The sequence below is a fragment of the Bacillus sp. KS1 genome, from assembly GCF_020075515.1.
GTDB classification, from domain to species: domain Bacteria; phylum Bacillota; class Bacilli; order Bacillales; family Bacillaceae; genus Bacillus; species Bacillus velezensis.
Map to the genome: position 1 here is coordinate 861310 of NZ_JACAWW010000004.1, position 19826 is coordinate 881135.

General features: G+C 45.4%; 19 protein-coding genes and 1 riboswitch. Of the genes, 8 read left to right on the forward strand and 11 right to left on the reverse strand.

Features of this window, described 5'->3' with window-relative positions; genetic code table 11:
* Positions 1 to 9: 9 nt before the first annotated feature.
* Both HWY38_RS04710 and HWY38_RS04715 read right to left on the reverse strand, forming a co-directional pair.
* Positions 10 to 1254 carry a PQQ-binding-like beta-propeller repeat protein gene (locus HWY38_RS04710; protein WP_224181365.1) on the reverse strand — a complete coding sequence of 415 codons (1245 nt, stop codon included), beginning with the start codon at positions 1252 to 1254 and terminating at the stop codon, positions 10 to 12.
* A 103-nt stretch (positions 1255 to 1357) separates the two neighbouring features.
* On the reverse strand, positions 1358 to 1777 hold the full coding sequence (locus HWY38_RS04715) for a DUF5391 family protein (RefSeq protein WP_224181366.1): 420 nt from the start codon (positions 1775 to 1777) through the stop codon (positions 1358 to 1360).
* Positions 1778 to 1919: 142 nt separating this feature from the next.
* Here HWY38_RS04715 and HWY38_RS04720 point away from each other — a divergent pair, with 142 nt between their 5' ends.
* The 3 genes from HWY38_RS04720 to HWY38_RS04730 all read left to right on the forward strand — a co-directional run bounded on the left by HWY38_RS04720 (position 1920) and on the right by HWY38_RS04730 (position 4001).
* Positions 1920 to 2231, forward strand: coding sequence for an ArsR/SmtB family transcription factor (locus HWY38_RS04720; protein WP_007407855.1), 312 nt, complete (start codon positions 1920 to 1922; stop codon positions 2229 to 2231).
* Positions 2232 to 2309: 78 nt separating this feature from the next.
* On the forward strand, positions 2310 to 3476 hold the full coding sequence (locus HWY38_RS04725; protein ID WP_224181367.1) for an MFS transporter: 1167 nt from the start codon (positions 2310 to 2312) through the stop codon (positions 3474 to 3476).
* A gap of 69 nt (positions 3477 to 3545) precedes the next feature.
* A complete protein-coding gene (locus HWY38_RS04730) occupies positions 3546 to 4001 on the forward strand; it encodes an RDD family protein (protein WP_004393190.1) in 456 nt (151 codons plus the stop codon).
* 36 nt (positions 4002 to 4037) lie between these two features.
* On the opposite strand, the gene HWY38_RS04735 is transcribed toward HWY38_RS04730, so the two are convergent.
* Positions 4038 to 4724, reverse strand: coding sequence for a VOC family protein (locus HWY38_RS04735; RefSeq protein ID WP_224181368.1), 687 nt, complete (start codon positions 4722 to 4724; stop codon positions 4038 to 4040).
* A 297-nt stretch (positions 4725 to 5021) separates the two neighbouring features.
* On the opposite strand from HWY38_RS04735, the gene ahpC reads away from it, so the two are divergent.
* Positions 5022 to 5585: an alkyl hydroperoxide reductase subunit C gene (gene ahpC, locus HWY38_RS04740; protein WP_004393188.1), complete on the forward strand. Its 564-nt coding sequence runs from the start codon at positions 5022 to 5024 to the stop codon at positions 5583 to 5585.
* A gap of 13 nt (positions 5586 to 5598) precedes the next feature.
* Entirely contained in the window at positions 5599 to 7128 is a 1530-nt protein-coding gene (gene ahpF / locus HWY38_RS04745) for an alkyl hydroperoxide reductase subunit F (protein WP_007614902.1), read from the forward strand.
* A gap of 45 nt (positions 7129 to 7173) precedes the next feature.
* Here the strand turns inward: ahpF and HWY38_RS04750 are convergent, their stop codons facing one another.
* Positions 7174 to 8406 carry a Fic family protein gene (locus HWY38_RS04750; protein WP_032875482.1) on the reverse strand — a complete coding sequence of 411 codons (1233 nt, stop codon included), beginning with the start codon at positions 8404 to 8406 and terminating at the stop codon, positions 7174 to 7176.
* A gap of 140 nt (positions 8407 to 8546) precedes the next feature.
* Positions 8547 to 9893: an amino acid permease gene (locus tag HWY38_RS04755; protein ID WP_224181369.1), complete on the reverse strand. Its 1347-nt coding sequence runs from the start codon at positions 9891 to 9893 to the stop codon at positions 8547 to 8549.
* 145 nt (positions 9894 to 10038) lie between these two features.
* Positions 10039 to 10119, reverse strand: a riboswitch (glycine riboswitch).
* 298 nt (positions 10120 to 10417) lie between these two features.
* On the opposite strand from HWY38_RS04755, the gene fbp reads away from it, so the two are divergent.
* Entirely contained in the window at positions 10418 to 12343 is a 1926-nt protein-coding gene (gene fbp, locus HWY38_RS04760) for a fructose-1,6-bisphosphatase (RefSeq protein WP_007614905.1), read from the forward strand.
* A gap of 52 nt (positions 12344 to 12395) precedes the next feature.
* On the opposite strand, the gene HWY38_RS04765 is transcribed toward fbp, so the two are convergent.
* The 6 genes from HWY38_RS04765 to HWY38_RS04790 form a co-directional block, all read right to left on the reverse strand.
* Positions 12396 to 12860 carry a (2Fe-2S)-binding protein gene (locus HWY38_RS04765; RefSeq protein ID WP_014419315.1) on the reverse strand — a complete coding sequence of 155 codons (465 nt, stop codon included), beginning with the start codon at positions 12858 to 12860 and terminating at the stop codon, positions 12396 to 12398.
* Positions 12853 to 13695, reverse strand: a complete 843-nt coding sequence (locus tag HWY38_RS04770) for an FAD binding domain-containing protein (RefSeq protein WP_224181370.1) — start codon at positions 13693 to 13695, stop codon at positions 12853 to 12855. The genes HWY38_RS04765 and HWY38_RS04770 overlap by 8 nt, the downstream gene beginning before the upstream one ends.
* Positions 13682 to 16012 carry a xanthine dehydrogenase family protein molybdopterin-binding subunit gene (locus HWY38_RS04775; protein ID WP_224181371.1) on the reverse strand — a complete coding sequence of 777 codons (2331 nt, stop codon included), beginning with the start codon at positions 16010 to 16012 and terminating at the stop codon, positions 13682 to 13684. Before HWY38_RS04775 ends, HWY38_RS04770 begins: the two co-directional genes overlap by 14 nt.
* 5 nt (positions 16013 to 16017) lie before the next feature.
* On the reverse strand, positions 16018 to 16638 hold the full coding sequence (locus HWY38_RS04780; protein WP_224181372.1) for an NTP transferase domain-containing protein: 621 nt from the start codon (positions 16636 to 16638) through the stop codon (positions 16018 to 16020).
* The gene (locus tag HWY38_RS04785; protein WP_224181373.1) at positions 16635 to 17651 is read right to left on the reverse strand and encodes an XdhC family protein; all 1017 of its coding nucleotides are present in this window, start codon (positions 17649 to 17651) and stop codon (positions 16635 to 16637) included. The genes HWY38_RS04780 and HWY38_RS04785 overlap by 4 nt, the downstream gene beginning before the upstream one ends.
* A gap of 69 nt (positions 17652 to 17720) precedes the next feature.
* A complete protein-coding gene (locus HWY38_RS04790) occupies positions 17721 to 18737 on the reverse strand; it encodes an FUSC family protein (protein ID WP_224181374.1) in 1017 nt (338 codons plus the stop codon).
* 310 nt (positions 18738 to 19047) lie between these two features.
* Between HWY38_RS04790 and HWY38_RS04795 the strand changes: the two genes are divergently transcribed.
* Together HWY38_RS04795 and HWY38_RS04800 are read left to right on the forward strand one after the other, a co-directional pair.
* Entirely contained in the window at positions 19048 to 19602 is a 555-nt protein-coding gene (locus HWY38_RS04795; RefSeq protein ID WP_224181375.1) for a Pathogenicity island protein, read from the forward strand.
* Positions 19603 to 19660: 58 nt separating this feature from the next.
* Positions 19661 to 19822: a hypothetical protein gene (locus HWY38_RS04800; RefSeq protein ID WP_004393168.1), complete on the forward strand. Its 162-nt coding sequence runs from the start codon at positions 19661 to 19663 to the stop codon at positions 19820 to 19822.
* The last annotated feature ends 4 nt before the right edge of the window (positions 19823 to 19826 follow it).

The following is a 19826-nucleotide window of genomic DNA, read 5'->3' on the forward strand; positions in this document are numbered from 1 at the left end:
TTTTTTATATTATTTTGCCCCGAATGCGAGCAGTTTCGTATAAGTGCCGACATAAAGCGTGCCGTCTTCAGCCAGAACCGGGGAGGAAATGACATTGCTGTCTGTTTGATAGCGCCATTTTTCATTACCGTCAGCGTCAACCGCATAAACATTTTTATCGTCAGAACCGAAGTACACATTGCCGTCCGCATCAATCAGCGGCGCCGTTCTCACAGGCCCGTCCGTATAGAAAGACCAGTTCATATTGCCGGTTTTGCTGATGGAAAACAGCTCGCCGCTTCCGGAACCGATATACACATTGCCGTTATGGTCGATCGCTAATGAAGAGCTGGAGAAACCGTTTAACGGGAACGTCCACTTTACAGCACCCGTTGATGTATAGGCGTATAAGTTGCCGTCCTGGTTTCCGGCGTAAACGGTGCCGTCTCTATCAATAACCGGATATCCTTTAAACCCGTTGGACGTCGTTTTTGACCATTTCACTTGGCCCGTTCCGGAATTGATCGCGTAAAAGATATTATTGTACGTTGCCGTATACAGCGTGCCGTTTGACGCTAACACGGGAGCGGAGCCGACCACGCCGTTTGTTTTAAACTTCCACTTTTGCGTCCATGTCGAAGGCGACGTCGGTTTAATCGCATAGATATAGTTATCCAGCGTCGACACATACAGCGTGCCGTCAGAGCCGATAGCCGCATCGGAACTAGGCGCTCCGCTCAGCGGAACCGATGTTAAAATGTTTCCGGTTTCTTTGTCGATGAAATATAGTTTTTTATCGTGAGAAGGAAGATAAATGACACCGTTTGTTCCGAGCACCGGAGTCAGCGTATAGGTCGTCCCGAGGTTTTCCGACACCCATTTCACAGTACCGTCCGGATGATACGCCGTCAGCTTCCCGTCTTTTGATTGAATAAATACGGTGCCGTCTCCGTCAACCGCGGCTCCCGCACCGTTTTGAGGATTGGCCGGAACATTCTTTTCCCATTTTAATGCGCCATCGGCAGTGCTTGTAAACCGGCTTTCTCTTGACCAGTTGAACATCGTCGGAGACATCGCCTGCGCGTCATACCGTCCCGCCAAGAAACCGGATGCCGCATGATTTTGTTTAAATACCGTTTCCGCGGCTTGAGCAGCCGCCGGATGCAGCCATTTTGCCCCCGGCAGATCAGTAACCGCTCCCACAGATAAAGCCGCAGCAACCGCAGCGCCGGCCGCCAATGTTTTCACTCGCAATGAAGCTGTCTTTTTTTTCAATGTCAGTTCCTCCCGTTTCTATTAAAAGCTGCTATACCACTTTGATCATACCATAATTAACCTATGAAATATTTGTATTTTCGGTAGATTTATAGAACAAATGTCACATAGCCTGCTGATGCTTCGGGGATGGTCGAAACGCGGCAATATACCACACCACATTGACGATAAAAGCCGCGCCTGACCAAATGAAAAGGCCGTAATAAAGAGACAGCTCCTGCCCTAAGGAAATTGCGGTCAATAACGCCACCAACAAGACAGCCGCGCAAATGATAAGTCCGATTCCGCAAAAAACGGCCATGATGATTTTCATGACACGAATACCGAGAATATACAAAATGAGCGGGACCGCATATATCACAAGGATCTGGCCGACGGCGGCCCACATGCCCGCGGAATTAAAACGATTCGCGTTCGGCCCCGTTTCCGCAAGCGGAGAAAGCGAGACGAGGACCGGCAATAAACAAAACAGCAGAGCGGAAAGCAAGGTCACCGCAACCGCACCTTTTTTCTTTTGGTTCATGTGAATATCCTCCTGACAATAACCCGGCTTTTTTACCGGTAATCTGATAATATGTTATATTTTAGCACGATTTTTACTTAATTTGAGAATGTTTTGTTAAAAACGAATTTACAAATCCAGAAAAATAGATATAATAAACGTTATGGAACCAATATTGATTCATAAAGCGCTATCTAACAAAACACGAAGTGATATTATGACGTGGCTTAAACACCCGGAGGACCATTTTGATGAAAGACCTTATCTTGATCAGGGACTCAGTTTCCGCACCGGAATTTGCGTCGGTGATATTCAGGCAAAGTCGGGGCTTGCGCAGTCCGTCATCTCCAGCTACCTGCTGACCATGCAAAAAGCCGGCCTGCTGGAATCCGAACGAATCGGAAAATGGACCTATTACAGAAGGAATGAAAAACAAATTAAAGCCTTTGCTGACTATGTTCAGCACCAGCTATAACCATGAAAGGAGGGCTTTTTTTGCTATAACATATCTATTTTTCTGTATATGTAGTTATAAAAGGAGGCATACATAACAATGAAAAAAAGCAGTTCCATCTTCATTCTGTTTTTGGCATTAGGGGTTTTCGGAATTATCACGACCGAAATGGGCATTATCGGCGTTCTTCCGCAAGTGGCGGACAGATTTCATATTTCTGCTTCAAAAGCGGGGTGGCTTGTCAGTATTTTCGCGTTCATCGTTGCTGTGTCGGGACCGTTTTTGACCTTGCTTGCTTCAGGTATAAACCGGAAATACATTCTGCTTTTGGCGGTGCTGATGTTTGCCGTTTCAAATGCGGTTTACGCGTATACGACGCATTTCAGTCTCATGCTGGCGTTTCGGATCATTCCGGCTTTATGCCACCCGGTGTTCTTTTCTGTAGCGCTTGCGGCCGCGGCCCGGCTTGTCCCCGCCGGCCAATCCGGAAAAGCCGTAACGAAAGTCTTTTCAGGCATCACCGCCGGCTTTGCGTTCGGCGTGCCTTTCACGTCTTATCTGGCGGATCGTCTCTCCCTTGAAGCCGCCTTCTTATTCGGCGCTATCATCAGTATCATCGCGTTCACGGGCATTCTTCTCTTTTTGCCATCCATGCCGGTCACAGAAAAAATGTCTTTCAGAAGCCAGCTCGGCATCCTTCGCAAACCGGCTTTGTGGCTCAATATCGCTGCCGTCACCTGTCTCTTTGCGGCCATGTTTTCTGTCTACAGCTATTTTGCGGAGTACCTCGGGCGGATGTCCCATATGAACGGCACATGGGTCAGCTTCATGCTGATGAGTTTCGGGGTGATTATGATAGCCGGGAATTTCGTCTTCGGTGCTTTGTTATATAAAAATATGAAAAAGACCGTCATCCTGTTTCCGCTTCTTTATACAGCCGCCTACTTGCTCATATACGGGTTTGGGACGTCTTTCGCGCCGATGGCCGTCCTCGTCTTTATATGGGGCGCCGTTCATTCCGGCGGTCTCATTGTCAGCCAGACATGGCTTACTGCGGAAGCAAAGGAGGCCCCCGAATTCGGCAACAGCCTGTTTGTCTCTTTTTCCAACCTCGGCATCACCATCGGAACGGCGGCGGGCGGCTGGTTTATTTCACATTTGGGAATCCATCAGCTGATGTGGTGCGGCATCATGTTTGCCCTTCTGGCTTTCGGACTGATCATGGGACGCTTGGCATGGGGAAAGAGGCTGCTCGCAGAAGCTTAAGCTCCGTTGCAAAATCCGGAATGATTACGTATAATATTCCAGATTAAAGCAAGGGAGAGAAAAAGATACATGGAAAGACCGGCAGGATTTTGGATTCGGTTTCTGGCTTACGTCATTGATCAAATCATCATAGGAATTCCGATTTTTATCATTCAATTTATGGTCTCTTTTTTATTTGCGGCAGGCGTTGCTGCGGCTGACCCCTTCATGACCGAAAATCAGTTTAACATCTCTTTTCTGGTGTTCGGCGTCATCCCGATTCTTGTGAGCTCTTTTGTGATCAGTATCTTATATTTCAGCCTACTCACGGCCTCAAAGATGCAGGGGACCCTGGGAAAAGCATTGCTCGGCCTTAAGGTCGTCAATGAAGATGGCGGACGGATTTCCATCGGCCAGGCCTTCGGACGCGCTTTCGCATATATCATATCTAAGCTCATTCTTTATATCGGATTCATCATGGGCGCCTTCGGAGAGAAAAAAACGCTGCACGACATCATGTGCAGCACCCGTGTTGTCTATAAATAATGACCTCAAGTCCGGGCCTTTTGAGCCCGGGCTTTTTTATGACGGCTGTGCCCGCCTGATGTCAATGCCGCCCTTTCCGTCAGCCTCAATACGGATCGTCCCGTTCACAATGACAGACAGCGGATGGAACTCCGCATGCTGATCAGAAAAAATCCAGCGGCGGCAGCTCGGCCCTAAAAGCAAAAACGCCCCATCATTGTAATCACCCATAAAATGAAACCCGTCTTCCCTAAGGGGCGCATGCTTTCTCACCGGAATGCCGAAACGCTGCAGCTCCCTCCCGGTTGATACGACCTCGGCAGCCGTCAGATTCACCTCACCGATATTCAGAACAGACTCAATCGAAAAACGTTCCGCGCTTGCCGGCGATGTTTCTCTCGCGATGAATTCCGCCAGATTGTTGGACGGATCTTTGAAATAAAAAGAACGCGCCTGTATATGAGAGAAATACACCTCATCCTCCCCATCTTCCGTTTGAAAAACGACTTTATCCTTTATCCACGCCTTCGCCTCATCAAAACGATTATTCGGAATGTTAAACGCGAAATGATACGTGGGATGAGAGTGAGAATCGGCGCGCCTGAATTCCAACTCACTTTCTCCCGCCTTGATGGTAAACGAATCACCGGACTCATCAATTAAAGGAAAACCTAACACCCGTTCATAGAAGTGTTTCACCTCCTCCAACGCACAACTGTACAAAGTAATGTTATTTATTTGCATGATCATACCCCCTTTGGTTTATACTGCCATATAGAAGGGTTGATTCCTACTGTTTCAATTCACCAATTGAGAATCCCCCTTTCGCCCGGCGCTAAACAGGACAAACAGCGCCAAACCGCTTTACCAGGTGTTTTTGAACGTCTAAAGCAAAAAAAGCAGAAAATAATACCCCATATAGCTTGACAAAAAATAAATGTTATTTAATAATCTATATATAATTAGAATTATTATTGAAAGATAAAGTGAATGCTTTGTCTTTTTAATATATTTCAAATCACATTTCAGGAGGAAGATATTATGTCTTTAATCGGAAAAGAAGTACTGCCATTCGAAGCAAAAGCTTTCAAAAACGGTGAATTCATCGATGTAACAAACGAAGATTTGAAAGGTCAATGGAGCGTTTTCTGCTTCTACCCAGCGGATTTCTCTTTCGTTTGCCCGACTGAACTTGAAGATCTTCAAGGACAATACGCTGCACTGAAAGAATTAGGTGTTGAAGTATACTCTGTTTCTACAGATACTCACTTCGTACACAAAGGCTGGCATGACAGCTCTGAAAAAATCGGTAAAATCACTTATGCAATGATCGGTGACCCATCTCAAACGATCTCCCGCAACTTCGACGTTCTTGACGAAGAAACTGGTCTTGCTGACCGCGGAACATTCATCATCGATCCTGATGGCGTCATCCAAACAGTTGAAATCAATGCAGGCGGTATCGGCCGTGACGCAAGCAACCTTGTAAACAAAGTAAAAGCAGCTCAATATGTTCGTCAAAACCCAGGTGAAGTCTGCCCGGCTAAATGGGAAGAAGGCGGCGAAACACTTACACCTAGCCTTGATTTGGTAGGTAAAATCTAAGGAGTGCATTCCATTGGTACTTGATGCAAATATCAAAGCACAATTAAATCAATACATGCAGCTAATTGAGAACGACATTGTTCTCAAAGTAAGCGCCGGTGACGATGACACTTCTAAGGACATGCTGGCTCTCGTTGACGAGCTGGCTTCCATGTCATCTAAAATTTCAGTTGAAAAAACTGAATTAAACAGAACACCGAGCTTCAGCGTTAATCGTACCGGAGAAGACACAGGCGTTACATTCGCCGGTGTTCCTCTCGGCCACGAATTTACATCATTAGTGCTGGCATTGCTTCAAGTCAGCGGCAGAGCGCCTAAGGCTGATCAAAAGGTCATTGACCAGATTAAGAACATCAGCGGAGAATACCGCTTCGAGTCTTATATCAGCCTGACGTGCCACAACTGCCCTGATGTCGTCCAAGCATTAAACATGATGAGCGTGCTCAACCCGAATATCACTCATACAATGATTGACGGCGCGGCATTCAAAGAAGAAGTAGAAAGCAAAAACATCATGGCTGTTCCGACTGTTTTCTTAAACGGTGAATCTTTCGGAAGCGGCCGTATGACCATCGAAGAGATTCTCGCGAAAATGGGCAGCGGCGCAGATGCGTCTGAGTTTGCCGACAAAGAGCCGTTTGACGTTCTTGTTGTCGGCGGCGGACCTGCCGGCGCAAGCGCGGCGATCTACACGGCGCGTAAAGGCATCCGCACCGGTGTCGTCGCTGAACGCTTCGGCGGCCAGGTACTCGACACCATGAGCATCGAAAACTTCATCAGCGTCAAAGCGACTGAAGGACCGAAGCTCGCCGCAAGCCTTGAAGAGCACGTGAAAGATTATGATATTGACGTCATGAACCTTCAGCGTGCGAAACGCCTTGAGAAAAAAGACCTCTTCGAACTTGAACTTGAAAACGGCGCTGTACTGAAAAGTAAAACAGTGATCCTTTCAACAGGTGCCCGCTGGCGCAATGTCAACGTACCTGGTGAGCAAGAGTTCAAAAACAAAGGTGTCGCTTACTGCCCGCACTGTGACGGACCATTGTTTGAAGGCAAAGACGTAGCGGTTATCGGCGGCGGAAACTCCGGAATCGAAGCGGCGATTGACCTTGCAGGTATCGTCAATCACGTGACTGTGCTGGAATTCGCGCCTGAACTGAAAGCAGACGAAGTCCTGCAAAAACGTCTTTACAGCCTGCCAAACGTCACTGTGCACAAAAATGCACAAACGAAAGAAATCACAGGCGACCAAAATGTAAACGGCATTACGTTCGTTGACCGTGAAACAGGCGAAGAAAAACACGTTGAACTCCAAGGGGTATTCGTCCAAATCGGTCTCGTGCCTAATACAGAATGGTTAGACGAAACTGTCGAACGCAACCGCATCGGCGAAATCATCGTCGATAAGAGCGGCGCGACAAGCGTTCCCGGCCTATTTGCCGCAGGGGACTGCACAGACGGCCCGTACAACCAAATCATTATCTCTATGGGATCAGGTGCAACTGCCGCTTTAGGCGCATTTGATTATTTGATCCGGAATTAATGTAAAAAGCCGCCATATGAATGGCGGCTTTTTTAAATATACTAATTAAGAAGGCAGTATTTCCTCTAAACAATCCTCGCTGATTTTATAAGATTTTGGCCTTCTGCTTACCAGCTCAACAAATCCTTGCTGTTCTAAATAATCCATTACTCTGTTAATTTTATGTCTCGATTTATTTGAGAGCTCCATTAAATCTTGCACCGACAACGTAACTTGATCATTTACAAATACATTAATCGTGATAATGATATTAAAAATATCACGTTCATCTTTATAATCAGCCCATTGATCGCTATCAATATAGTTCCTAATTCGTTTCAGTTTCATTAAATTAAATTCAAGATCCTCAATAATTCCTTTTTGTCCTGACAGAAGCAATTCCAGCATATCCATTAAATAAAAAGTCAGCTCTCCCCGGTTTAAAGGTGCGGGAATTTCCTCTAATGCCTTGTAATACTTATCTTTGTTCTTATTAACTGCGTAAGAAAAAGTGATGGCTGAATATTTTTCTAAGTATCGGGACAAATAACTCCCAACGATAAGGCGTCCTGTTCTTCCATTGCCGTCATAAAAAGGATGAATGTATTCGTAGTAGTAATGAGCTGTCATGTAACGATACAGCTGGGGATGTGTTTCATCATGAAGATAAGCAATTAAAGCCTCAAGCGCTTCTGTTATCTTCTGTTCAGAATTAACGCCGATATGGGTGGTCATGTTCCCATCGTTCACTTCAACATAGCCTTTTCTGAATAGCTCACCATCCGGTGCGTCTTCTGCTCCGATTTCATCTGCGACCAGCTCGTCATATAATTCCCTAAAGTCATGAATGCTTGTAAACGAGGGAATTCGGTCTATAAATTGATAAGTTTTCATCAATCCGACAAACCGCTTATGTGAGGGCTCGGATTGTTCTAACGCTTTAAGAGCCTCTTTCAATTCTTTTTTTGTACTGCGGATTCCTTCAATTTCATTATTACTCTGGGCTTCATTAATAATTAATTTATCAAAATACGGTTTGACGGCAAATTCGGGGAGCTGACTGATAAGGGATGAAATTTTGGAACTGTTTAACAACACTTCATTATTCAGCTTCATGAGTTTATGTGTATTCACATAAAATAGCTCAAATGAATCGTCCGTGGGTCGGCCTTTTCGGAACCCCCGTATGTTTAATGATGTTGAATAACTGCCATAGCTGCTTGTTCTCTTTTTACATTCTTTCTCATATGAATCAGCATCCATTTTATAAAAAAGCTTAGATAACTTCTCATACTTCATATCATCACCTCGCTTGATTTAAAATTATACACTTTTTTTAAATTATACAATCATTATAGCCTGAATTCTAACAAATATTCTCGCTTTCCAATCAAAACAAAAAACGGCGTACTGCATGGCAGTACACCGTCTGAAGCCATTCAATCTGTCTTTCTCCCTCTCGCCCGATAGATAAGAAATAATCCAACAAACCACAGGGGCGTCAGCAGCAAAGCCGGGCGCGTCGCATCCGCAAACAGCATAATCACCAGAATGACGGCAAACAGCGCCAGCACAGCGTGATTGATAAACGGCGCAAACGGCGCCTTGAAAGACGAGCTTGCGTGTAAGTCCGGACGGGTTTTCCTGTATCTGATATGACAGACAAGAATCACGCCCCACACCCAAATGAAACAAATCGCACTGATGGTTGTCACGATGCCAAAGGCCGCTTCCGGTATCAATTTGCTTAAAAGAGCGCCAGCTGACAGCACAATAACCGATATCCATAATGCGCGGCTCGGCACATGATTTTTATTCAGCTTCGCAAAACTTGCAGGCGCCTGTTTCGTTTTGCTTAAGTTATACAAAATCCGGCTTGTTGAAAACATCCCGCTGTTACAAGCAGAAGCGGCAGAGGTTAATACGACAAAATTAATGATTCCCGCGGCTAACGGGATGCCGACCAGACTGAAGGTCTTCACAAAAGGACTTTCCGCTGCATTCAGCTGCATCCACGGGTTAATACATAAAAGAATGAGCAATGCCCCGACGTAGAAAAATAAAATCCGTAACGGAATTTTATTGATAGCGGACGGAATATTTTTTTTCGGATTTGACGTTTCCGCCGCCGACACACCCACTAATTCCACACCGACATAGGCGAAGATCACCATCTGGAACGAAAGCAAAAAGCCTGAAAATCCGTTCGGAAACAAGCCGCCGTGCTCCCACAGATTCGCCGCTGAAACCGTTCCGGTATGCGTTTTGAACCCAATCACCAGCAGAACCACCCCGATGACAATTAACGCGAGAATCGTGACTACCTTAATCAAGGCGAACCAAAACTCCAATTCTCCAAAAATCTTAACCGTTAACAGATTAAGCCCTAATAAAATGAGCAAACAGATAAGTGCAGGAATCCACTGCGGAATATCAAACCAATATTTCACATACACACCGACGGCGATCACATCCGCCATAGCCGTCATAATCCAGCAAAACCAGTAGGTCCAGCCGGTGACAAACGCTGCACGCGGCCCTAAGTACGCCTCGGCAATATCCGTTAATGATTGGTAGCCCGCTTTAGATAACAGCAGTTCTCCCAGCGCCCGCATGACGAAAAAAAGCGCAATACCTACAATAAAATACGCAAAGATGATAGAAGGACCCGCCAGCTGAATCGCCTTACCGGACCCTAAAAACAATCCGGTGCCGATCGTGCCGCCAATGGCGATCAGCTGCACGTGCCGATTCGATAAGTCCCTCTTTAGCTCTCGCTGCTCCACATCTGACTCCTCCTTACCTCTCTAGTGAACGACGAGCAAAAAAAGCCAATAAAAAAAGAGATTGGATGCCCTCCAATCTCATGGTCATAAGAATATCAAATTATATCTGCGCCGCTGACAATCAACAGCATGACAAATACATATTCGGTACTCTTCTGTCCTTTTGCCTGAGATTGTGAACCCTTCGGCGCCGCGGAAAATCCGCGGTCTCTCCAGAAGCCGCTCCTGCTGTAGTGCGACCCACAGCAATCATAGCCTGCTACGTATTGAGTTTCTGATAGAAATACCTATCAGCTAACTTTTTATTTTAATGGAAGTTGAATTCATTGTCAATAGGGGGATGAGCTCACGGCGTTATCCCGGTCCGATTTCCGATGCCTGAAGCGCCGTATTTTCCGTTTTCATTGTCTCAAAAAGGCGTTATGCGGTACTATCATATAAGGTCTAATGATGTAAACATTATGTCATACTTTAAATTCACCTTACCATACAATGGCTCGTAAATAAAAAGGGGATGGACGAGATTGGAAACCAAATATTTAGATCTGCTCGCACAAAAATACGATTGTGAAGAAAAAGTGGTCACGGAAATCATTAATCTGAAAGCGATACTCAACCTGCCGAAAGGAACCGAGCATTTCGTCAGTGATCTGCATGGGGAGTATCAGGCATTCCAGCACGTGCTGCGGAACGGTTCAGGAAGGGTAAAAGAGAAGATCCGCGATATTTTCAGCGGCGTCATTTACGATAGAGAAATTGATGAACTGGCAGCTTTGGTCTATTACCCTGAGGACAAACTAAAGCTGATCAAACATGACTTTGATACGAAAGAGGCATTAAACGAGTGGTATAAAGAAACGATTCATCGGATGATTAAGCTCGTTTCTTATTGTTCTTCCAAGTACACCCGCTCCAAATTGCGCAAAGCACTGCCCGCCCAATTTGCTTATATTTCTGAAGAGCTGCTGTACAAAACAGAACAAGCTGCCAACAAGGAACAATACTATTCCGAAATCATAGAACAGATCATTGCGCTCGGTCAGGCCGATAAGCTGATCACCGGTCTTGCCTACAGCACCCAGCGATTGGTGGTCGACCATCTGCATGTTGTCGGCGATATTTACGACCGCGGACCGCAGCCGGATAAGATCATGGAAGAACTGATCAACTATCATTCAGTGGATATTCAATGGGGGAATCATGATGTTCTCTGGATAGGCGCTTATTCCGGCTCAAAAGTATGCCTGGCAAACATTATCCGCATCTGTGCCCGCTATGACAATCTGGATATTATTGAAGACGTTTACGGCATCAACCTGAGACCGCTATTGAACCTTGCCGAAAAATATTACGATGATAACCCGTCTTTCCGCCCGAAAGCGGACGAAAACAGACCGGAAGATGAGATTAAACAAATCACAAAAATTCATCAGGCGATCGCGATGATCCAATTCAAGCTTGAGAGCCCGATTATTAAGAGACGGCCGAACTTTAATATGGAAGAACGGCTGTTACTGGAAAAGATTGATTATGACCGCAATGAAATTACGCTGAACGGAAAAACATATCAACTGGAAAACACCTGCTTTGCGACGGTGAATCCTAAACAGCCTGATGAGCTGTTAGAAGAAGAAGCAGAAGTCATGGACAAGCTGCTGTTCTCTGTTCAGAACTCCGAAAAGCTGGGCCGCCATATGAATTTTATGATGAAAAAAGGCAGCCTTTATCTAAAATATAACGGCAACCTGCTGATTCACGGCTGTATTCCCGTCGATGAAAACGGCAGCATGGAAACGATGATGATAGAGGATAAAGCTTATGCGGGCCGAGAGCTGCTCGATGTTTTTGAACGGTTCTTACGGGAAGCGTTTGCCCATCCGGAAGAAACCGATGATCTGGCGACAGATATGACGTGGTACTTATGGACAGGCGAATACTCCTCCCTCTTCGGAAAACGCGCCATGACCACCTTTGAGCGGTATTTCATTAAAGAGAAGGAAACGCATAAAGAAAAGAAAAACCCGTATTACTATTTGCGTGAAGACGAAGCAACCTGCCGAAACATCCTGAAGGAATTCGGCCTCAACCCGGATCACGGCCATATCATCAACGGCCATACACCGGTAAAAGAAATCGAAGGCGAAGATCCGATCAAGGCAAACGGAAAAATGATCGTCATTGACGGCGGCTTCTCCAAAGCCTACCAATCCACAACAGGCATCGCCGGCTACACGCTCTTATACAACTCCTACGGCATGCAGCTCGTCGCCCATAAACACTTTAACTCCAAGGCCGAAGTGCTGAACACCGGAACCGACGTCTTAACAGTGAAACGATTAGTCGACAAAGAGCTGGAGCGGAAGAAAGTAAAAGAAACAAACGTCGGTGAAGAACTGATGAAAGAAGTGGCGATTTTGGAGAAACTGCGGGAGTATCGGTATATGAAGTGAAGAATATGGAGTTCAGGGATGATTCTCTGGGCTCTTTTTTTACGGTTACGAACTAAGAAGTCCCTTTCCCTGTATGTAAAACGGATTTAACTGCTTCTTCAATCTCCCTGTAACCGGTACATCTGCAAATATTGGACTCCAGCCAATTTTTTATCGTGTCATCACTTGCATTCGGCTCAGTATTCACTAAAGCATGACAATTCATGAGAAACCCCGGTGTGCAATAACCGCATTGAAACGCGAATTTTTCAATAAAAGCCTTTTGAATCGGCGTATTGATCAGTCCTTCAATTGTCGTAATGTCCTTTCCTTCCCCTTCTGCCGCAAGCATTAAGCAAGATTTCATCGGCACCCCGTCCGTTAATACCGTACAGGCGCCGCAATCCCCATTTAAGCAGCCCGGCTTTGCACCAGTTAATCCGAGACGAAGACGAAGAGCAAATAACAAAGTATCAGCCGGTCTGACCGTAATCTGTCTTTCCTCGCCATTTACTTTCAACGTAATAGGATCAGACATTTGGACCTCCTTCTAATTCCCATAAGGCATCTAAAATTGTATTTTGCAAGACAAATATTCGGTATTCACTTGAGCCTTCTGCGTCATCAAGAACGGGTTTGGGTACATACTGTAAAGACCTGCGTACTCTTTCTTCTGCTGATCGGCTTTTATCGTTAAGCACAGCCTCCATTTCACCAGAACGAAACGGAAATGGACATACGCCGCTGAAGGCCATTCTGATCTCATCGTCTTTTTTCAGCGCACAGACTGTCACCAATGGATACCCGACATTCCACTGCTGTCTTCTTTTGATACTGACAAATGGCAGGTCAACGTACGCTCGATCGACAACGACCTGAAATAAAAAATCTCCTTTTTGCAATTGTATTTCCCTGTTAAATACTTTATTTATAGGATGGTAATGAATCCCCGCTCTCCCTGCAATCCCTAGCAAACTATCAGAAATCAGCAACGGCAGCACGGCCTCACGGTAGTATATGCCCCCGCAAATGTTTCCGCCCAGGCTGATCTTATTTCGAGTCGTCCGATCCGCAATTTCACTTACCGTTTTACTTAATAGCGGAAATGGATTTACTTCCTCCAGTTTCGTTAATGATACGCCTGCTCCGATCACCAGATCATGTTCATAAAAGCGGATGGTTTGAAATCCCGGAAGCGCGTTCATATCTATCACCGCATCCGTATAGATGATATTCAGCCTTCCTAACGTGATAATTTCCGTGCCGCCGGAATAATACATTGGTGTTTTCTTTTCGGTCGCAAGAGAGTGAAATAAATGGATTGTTTCTTGAATGGTCTTCGGTTTAAAATAATCAAAATCAAATGGTATCATCTTTCCACTCCTCTTGCGTTCTCCATAGTTGTTCGGGAATGAGAGGAAGTTGATTCAATTGGACACCTAAAGCGGCGGAAAGGCAATTTCCCAATGCTGCCGGCATCCCCAACAGTCCATGTTCCCCGCCTCCGCGCGCTCCATAAGGCGCAATCACATGCGGGGTTTCAACAAATTCAATGATATATTCAGGCTGCTCTCCATAGTGAAGGGGGCGGTATGTTCTAAGCTGAGGATTTAATACTCTGCCATATGAATCAAAGACAAAGGTTTCTCTTCCTCCAAATGCGATTCCCATACTCATCCCTCCCATCACTTGACCCCTTGCAGCTTTTTCATTCAGTACAGTTCCTATATCCACAACAGAATAGGCTTTTGTAATTCGGTACGTATAATCCCGTTTATCCAACTCAACTTCAATCCCCTGAGCACCGACAGCCCATTCGGGTCCCGGCTTTCCTCTTCCCGTTTCCCGGTCTAAATTCGTCATCCGGGTTAATGTGTAATTGCCGCTCGCAATGATTTGGCCGCCAATGGTATTTCCATTTGGAAACGTATATCCGTAAGCAATGTCTTTTATGTCAACATGTACAGAAGGATGATCTATAAAATAAACCTTTCCGTCGGCCACTTCCAATTCCTCGACAGGAACCCGCAACACACATGATGCCACGTCCTTCAGCTTTCGAATGGCTTCCTCCGCTGCATTCAGTACGGCATTTCCGGCCATTAACGTCCCTCTGCTCCCCACGGTTTTCCAATGCTCGGGTGTTGTTTGTGTATCTATAAGCATTTTTACATGAATTTTGCTTATATCCATTTTCATTCGTTCCGCCAGGATTTGGGCTAGCACTGTTTTTGTCCCTGTTCCAATTTCCACTACGCCTGACATCAAATTAATGCTTCCATCGGGATTAAAGGTTAAAAGAACCCCGGACGTTGCATTTGTATCAAATGTTGAAGTTTTCCAAATGCAGCTGATTCCCTTCGCCCGTATCTTCCGGCCATCGATTTCAATTCGCTGTCCCTCGTCCCAATTCATTAATTCCTTCAATCTTTCAATGCACTTCGGCACATTTCCGACCGTGCTTGAATTGAGAAGAACTTGAGTCGGTGTGGTGTCACCGGGGCGAATGGCATTTTTATAGCGGAGTTCTAACGGGTCCATGTTCAGCTTTTCCGCCAATACATCCATCGTCCGCTCAAAGGCGAATAACACTTCAGCATGGCTGTAGCCCCTGAATGCACTTGGATATGGGTGATTCGTATACATACAATATGAATCACACCGTATATGATCGATAGCGTACGGACCCGTACAATCAACCACCGCAGCCCGGCTGATGTCCACTCCTTTATCAGAATACGCTCCGCCATCAAATAAAAACTGAATGTCTGCCGCCTTTAAAATTCCATCCTTTGTGGCCCCTAATTTGACAATAGCATCCAATCCTACATGAACGGGAGATGTGATCATATCCTCTTCTCTCGTATTAAACAATTTGACGGGCCGGCCTCCGACTGCTTTTGATGCCAAATAGGCAATCACCTCTAACTGAACGGCTGCTTTTCCCCCGTACGCCCCGCCTACTAAAGGCGTTTTGACGATAACCTTTCCGGGTTCGATTCCAAAATACCACTGCATTAATTTTTTAATGGCAAAAGGAGCTTGAGAGGATGTGGTAATGATAATCTCCTCATCCGCCCGAATTTCAGCGATCGAGCATCTTGTCTCCATCGCAGCGTGATCAGAAGGGTTAAAGGAAATCTGGAATTCTGCTGTCACATCACTTTCCCTAAACCCGTCTTCAATATTTCCTTTTCTAACCTTATCCAGGTTTGCGATATTTGTCTTCGGAACCGGGAATACACCTTTTGTCTTCTCATAGCGGTCCGCATGTTCATGGACGAGTGGCGCATCCTTTTGAAAGGCCTCACGGGGGGAATTGACGACGGGAAGTGGTTTATAGGATACTTTGATGGCATCCGCTGCCTTTTTAGCTGTAATCGGATTTTCCGCAACAACAACAGCAACCGGCTCACCATGGTATCTGACCCTTTTATAAGCAATCGGCGACCTGTCTTTAATTTCCTCACCTGCAAGCGGAAAAGGTTCATCACCCAATATCGCTCTCACTCCGGGAATCTTCCAAGCCTCTGAAAAGTCCATAGACACAATATCGGCATGCGCATATGGACTGATCAGCATTTTTGCGTGTAATGTGCCTGTTTCTTGAAAATCATCCGTATATTTCGCCTTACCCGTCACTTTTTCAAGGGCCTCTTTCCGAATGACACTCTTCCCGATATACTCCAACTCATTCACTCCCCGAATTTATTCAGCAGCAGCGTATAATCTTCAGCTGTATCGACGTCATAAAAAAGCAAAGGGTCTTGAAAGCTGATCATTTTTCCCGTATTGATCATACTTTCACGGATGACATGCCGGGCGCCCTGATCTCCCTTTAACTGATGCAATACTGGAAAACATTGATTTGAGAATAAAATGGGGGGCATAGGAAGATGTTGATTTTCAGCGGCGATAAATGAATAACGGCGCTCCTTCTGATAGGAATCAATTAACGTATTGATGATATCTGCGGTGACAAACGGCTGATCTGCAAGGAGAATGATAACGGCGTCAGCCTCGTACGCTGCCGCTTTTTTTACACCGCATTGTATAGAATGGCTTTGGCCCTTACCCGCTTGCTCACATTCTGCCTGACTCCACTTATTTGATATGGGATCTAAAAAGAAAAAATCCGAAAGCCAATGCAGTGAATCTCCCTTTCTCGTAATAACGAAAATATGATCTAATTCAGATAACAAGGCATTTTTTAGAGCTATACTTCCGAGGGAGACGCCATTGAGAAACAAACTTCGCTTATCCGTCCCCATGCGTCTGCTTGTACCGGCTGCCAGGTAAATGGCTGCTGTTTTCATAAGCGAGACCTTTGTTTTCGCATTTTTTGAATCATCTCGCCGACAATACTTACAGCAATCTCCTCAGTGCCTTGTGCCCCGATGGGAAGTCCGATAGGGGAATGTATATCTTCCGGAATCTCAGCCCCGCCTAAAAGCCGCTCCGTACGCCTTCTGGGGCCTAATACGCCTTTATAAAATACATTCTTATTTTTAAATGTATGTAAAATGATCTGATCTTTTTGAAAGCTGTGCGTCATAATGACAACAAAATCCCTTTTTGTCATGCTCAGCCCTTTCATGACTTCTTCCGGTGCTCCCGTAATCAAACGTCCGGCTTCAGGAAAATGGCCGTGATGACATAAAGCGGGGCGCCAGTCAATCACCGTCACATGAAAACCCGCACGAGCTGCCAACGAAACTAACGGCTTCGCATCTTCCCCTGCTCCGAAGACATATAAACAAGGTTTTGGCACCATCTGATGGATAAAAAATAAATCAGAGGTATGTTCATCCCTTTTGATTCCCTTTTCCGTCTGTCTCAGTTTTTGAATACGGCCTTGTTCCATCACATCCCCGGTTCCAAACACGCTGCCGTCTTCAGCTATATACAGATCTTCCTTCGGCTCTAACGTTTTAGTGAATCGTTTCATTCGGGTCACAGACTTTTTTTCATCTAAGCATGTCTTGACTGTCATCAGATGTCGTTCCAATTCCCCTTTTACAGGCTCAAGTAAAACCGTCAAAACACCATTACAGCCAACGCCCTGTCCCCAGGATAAATCGTCTTCCGAGCTCATATCAAAGCGTACAATCAACGGCTCTCCCGCAGCCCAGACCTGTTCCGACCGTTCAACGAGATCTTCTTCCAGACAACCGGCGGATAACATTCCGACTCTTGTTTTATCCCCTAAAATCAGCATGGAGGCCCCTTCTTTCTTATAAGCGGACCCCTCTGTTTTAATGATGGTAGCCAGTACCTTAGCGTTTTTAGAATTGGCGATGACATCCAAAATCCGGTGTATATCATCCATCTCATGTCCCCCGCTTTTACCTGATCATATCTGCATCTGTATATCCGTATTCTTTTTTTCCGGAAAACATTACAAACGCTTCAGCAATTTCTTCGTTTCTAAAAAAAAAGAGTCTTTATAGACCTTATGACCGGGCGGCGGGTGCGACAGCATGTCGGAACGGAGAGACTCCAACAACACGCTCTGTTCCTTCTGTTTCCAATTGTCTGTTTCACCCTGCTGTATGCCTTTAAAGCCCGCAAAGTATTCACTTAACACTTGTAAATCATTCCCCAGCTCCCTTTTGTCACTTGAAGATAAAGCTCCTTCTTTTTCCCATTCTTTTAACGTTTTCACTATATTTGATAGATACTCAAATCCGGCGTTCAACTTTTGCATCTCTATTTGATAGCTTGAAATGATGACTTTATGTTTTTTTCTGACGGGGTTGAATTTTAAGCTGTCAGAGGCTGTTTGCATCATCTCTTTTGCCGTATGCAGCTCCTGCAGAAGATGGTTCATTTTATACTCCATAAGGTTCCCTTTTCCTTGTCCCCACTCTGATTGCACCCATTTGGAAAGATCTGAAAGTGTGCCGGAAAGCTGACGAGCCAATGTTTGAAAAGAGTCCGCTGCCTTTTTCGTGTAGTCCGGCGGAAAAAGGAACATGTGAACCAGAATGGCGATGAGGACGCCGATCACCGTATCGATGATTCGGTCGAATGCATAATCTTTAGAGTTCCGTTCAAACGTAAAGACCAACAAAATGGTGAGCGCTACCTGATGTAAAACCGTTACATCTATTCGTAACCACTTCGCAATGTAAGTACCGCCTAACAGGAACAGCCCCAGCATCCAGCCATTCATTGGCAAGTGACTGACAAGATAGGACGTTAACATGATCCCAATCGCAGTTCCCGCAATACGATGAAAAGAAAAGCGAATCGACTGATCTATCGTTGGCTGCAAACATAAGATAACAGATAGAGGCGCTAAATAGGGATGATCAGAGCCCGCCAGTTTTGCCGCTTCCCAAGCAACCGCAGAGGCAATCGCCATCTTCCAAACCAAAGATGTTTTGTTTTGAATTTTTTCACCTTTCATCATACGCCCCCTCCTTTCAGAAACCTTTTCCACTAGGTTTCCGTGACGGAAAGGGATTTATACTGTCGTATGGAAAATGCAGAAGAAGCTGTTGTCGCAATAAAGGTGCTTCTCTGGCTCTTCTGGTTTCTTCCCTCCTTGATAACTTCGCATCAGATATGAACCCTGCTCTCCTATGACTTTCGAAGGGAAACATACAAACCTTGTTAGTTAATGTGATGAAATTGGGTGAATTTTTTATCATATTATATGGTAAGGGTTTAAGAAGCAGAATGCCTTTGTTAGTATGGCAACCAAAGGAGGAGGATCAATTATGCAAAGCAAAATGAAGCTAACCGCAGTGAAACTGGCAGCCCTGGTATTCCTAGCAGGTGCCTTTGCCCTCCCGGTTTTACCCCATTCTGCGGCTGCCGCAGAATCCCAAGCTACATACAAAGTTGAAAACCTCAACGACAGTGAGCTGAAGATGACGTTCAATCACGCAGATGTTCATATTGACGCTAAAGGCAATGCAACCCTAAAAGACAACATAACGGGCGAGGAGCAGGCTCTTCCGAAAAGCTCTACTGACAAAAATGGTGACCCCGTTACACTGAAATATGAAAAAACCAAAAATGGCGTTTTAGTCAAAGTCGTAAACAAAGACGCTGGAAAAACGAGCGGTTCAATCAGCACCCAATCAGTCGGGAAATGTATTTTAGGTACTGGCGGCGGTGCGGTAACTGGAGGCGGCACACTGGGTCTCGCAGGAGCTGCTGTAGGAACAGTTACAATACCCGGCATCGGAACAGTAGGAGCGGGTGCCGTTGGAGCAATTACCGGCGCTGTTGGCGGCGCAATGACAGGAGCTGCCGCATCTTGCTTTTAATCTTGAAGAAAAAGGGGCCCGCGCCCCTTTCTTTTACTAACTATGGAAGGTGGTCGACATGTACAAAATCATTATTCCTTCAATACTAGCCATCTTCATTCTCTGGATACTCTTACAGATTTCACTGGAGATAAGCATCGTTAAGAATCCATTGAATTACTTTATTGTATTCATTGTCTTCTTTCTCTTTATAAAGATGGTGAAAGAGAAGCAACAGTAGATTG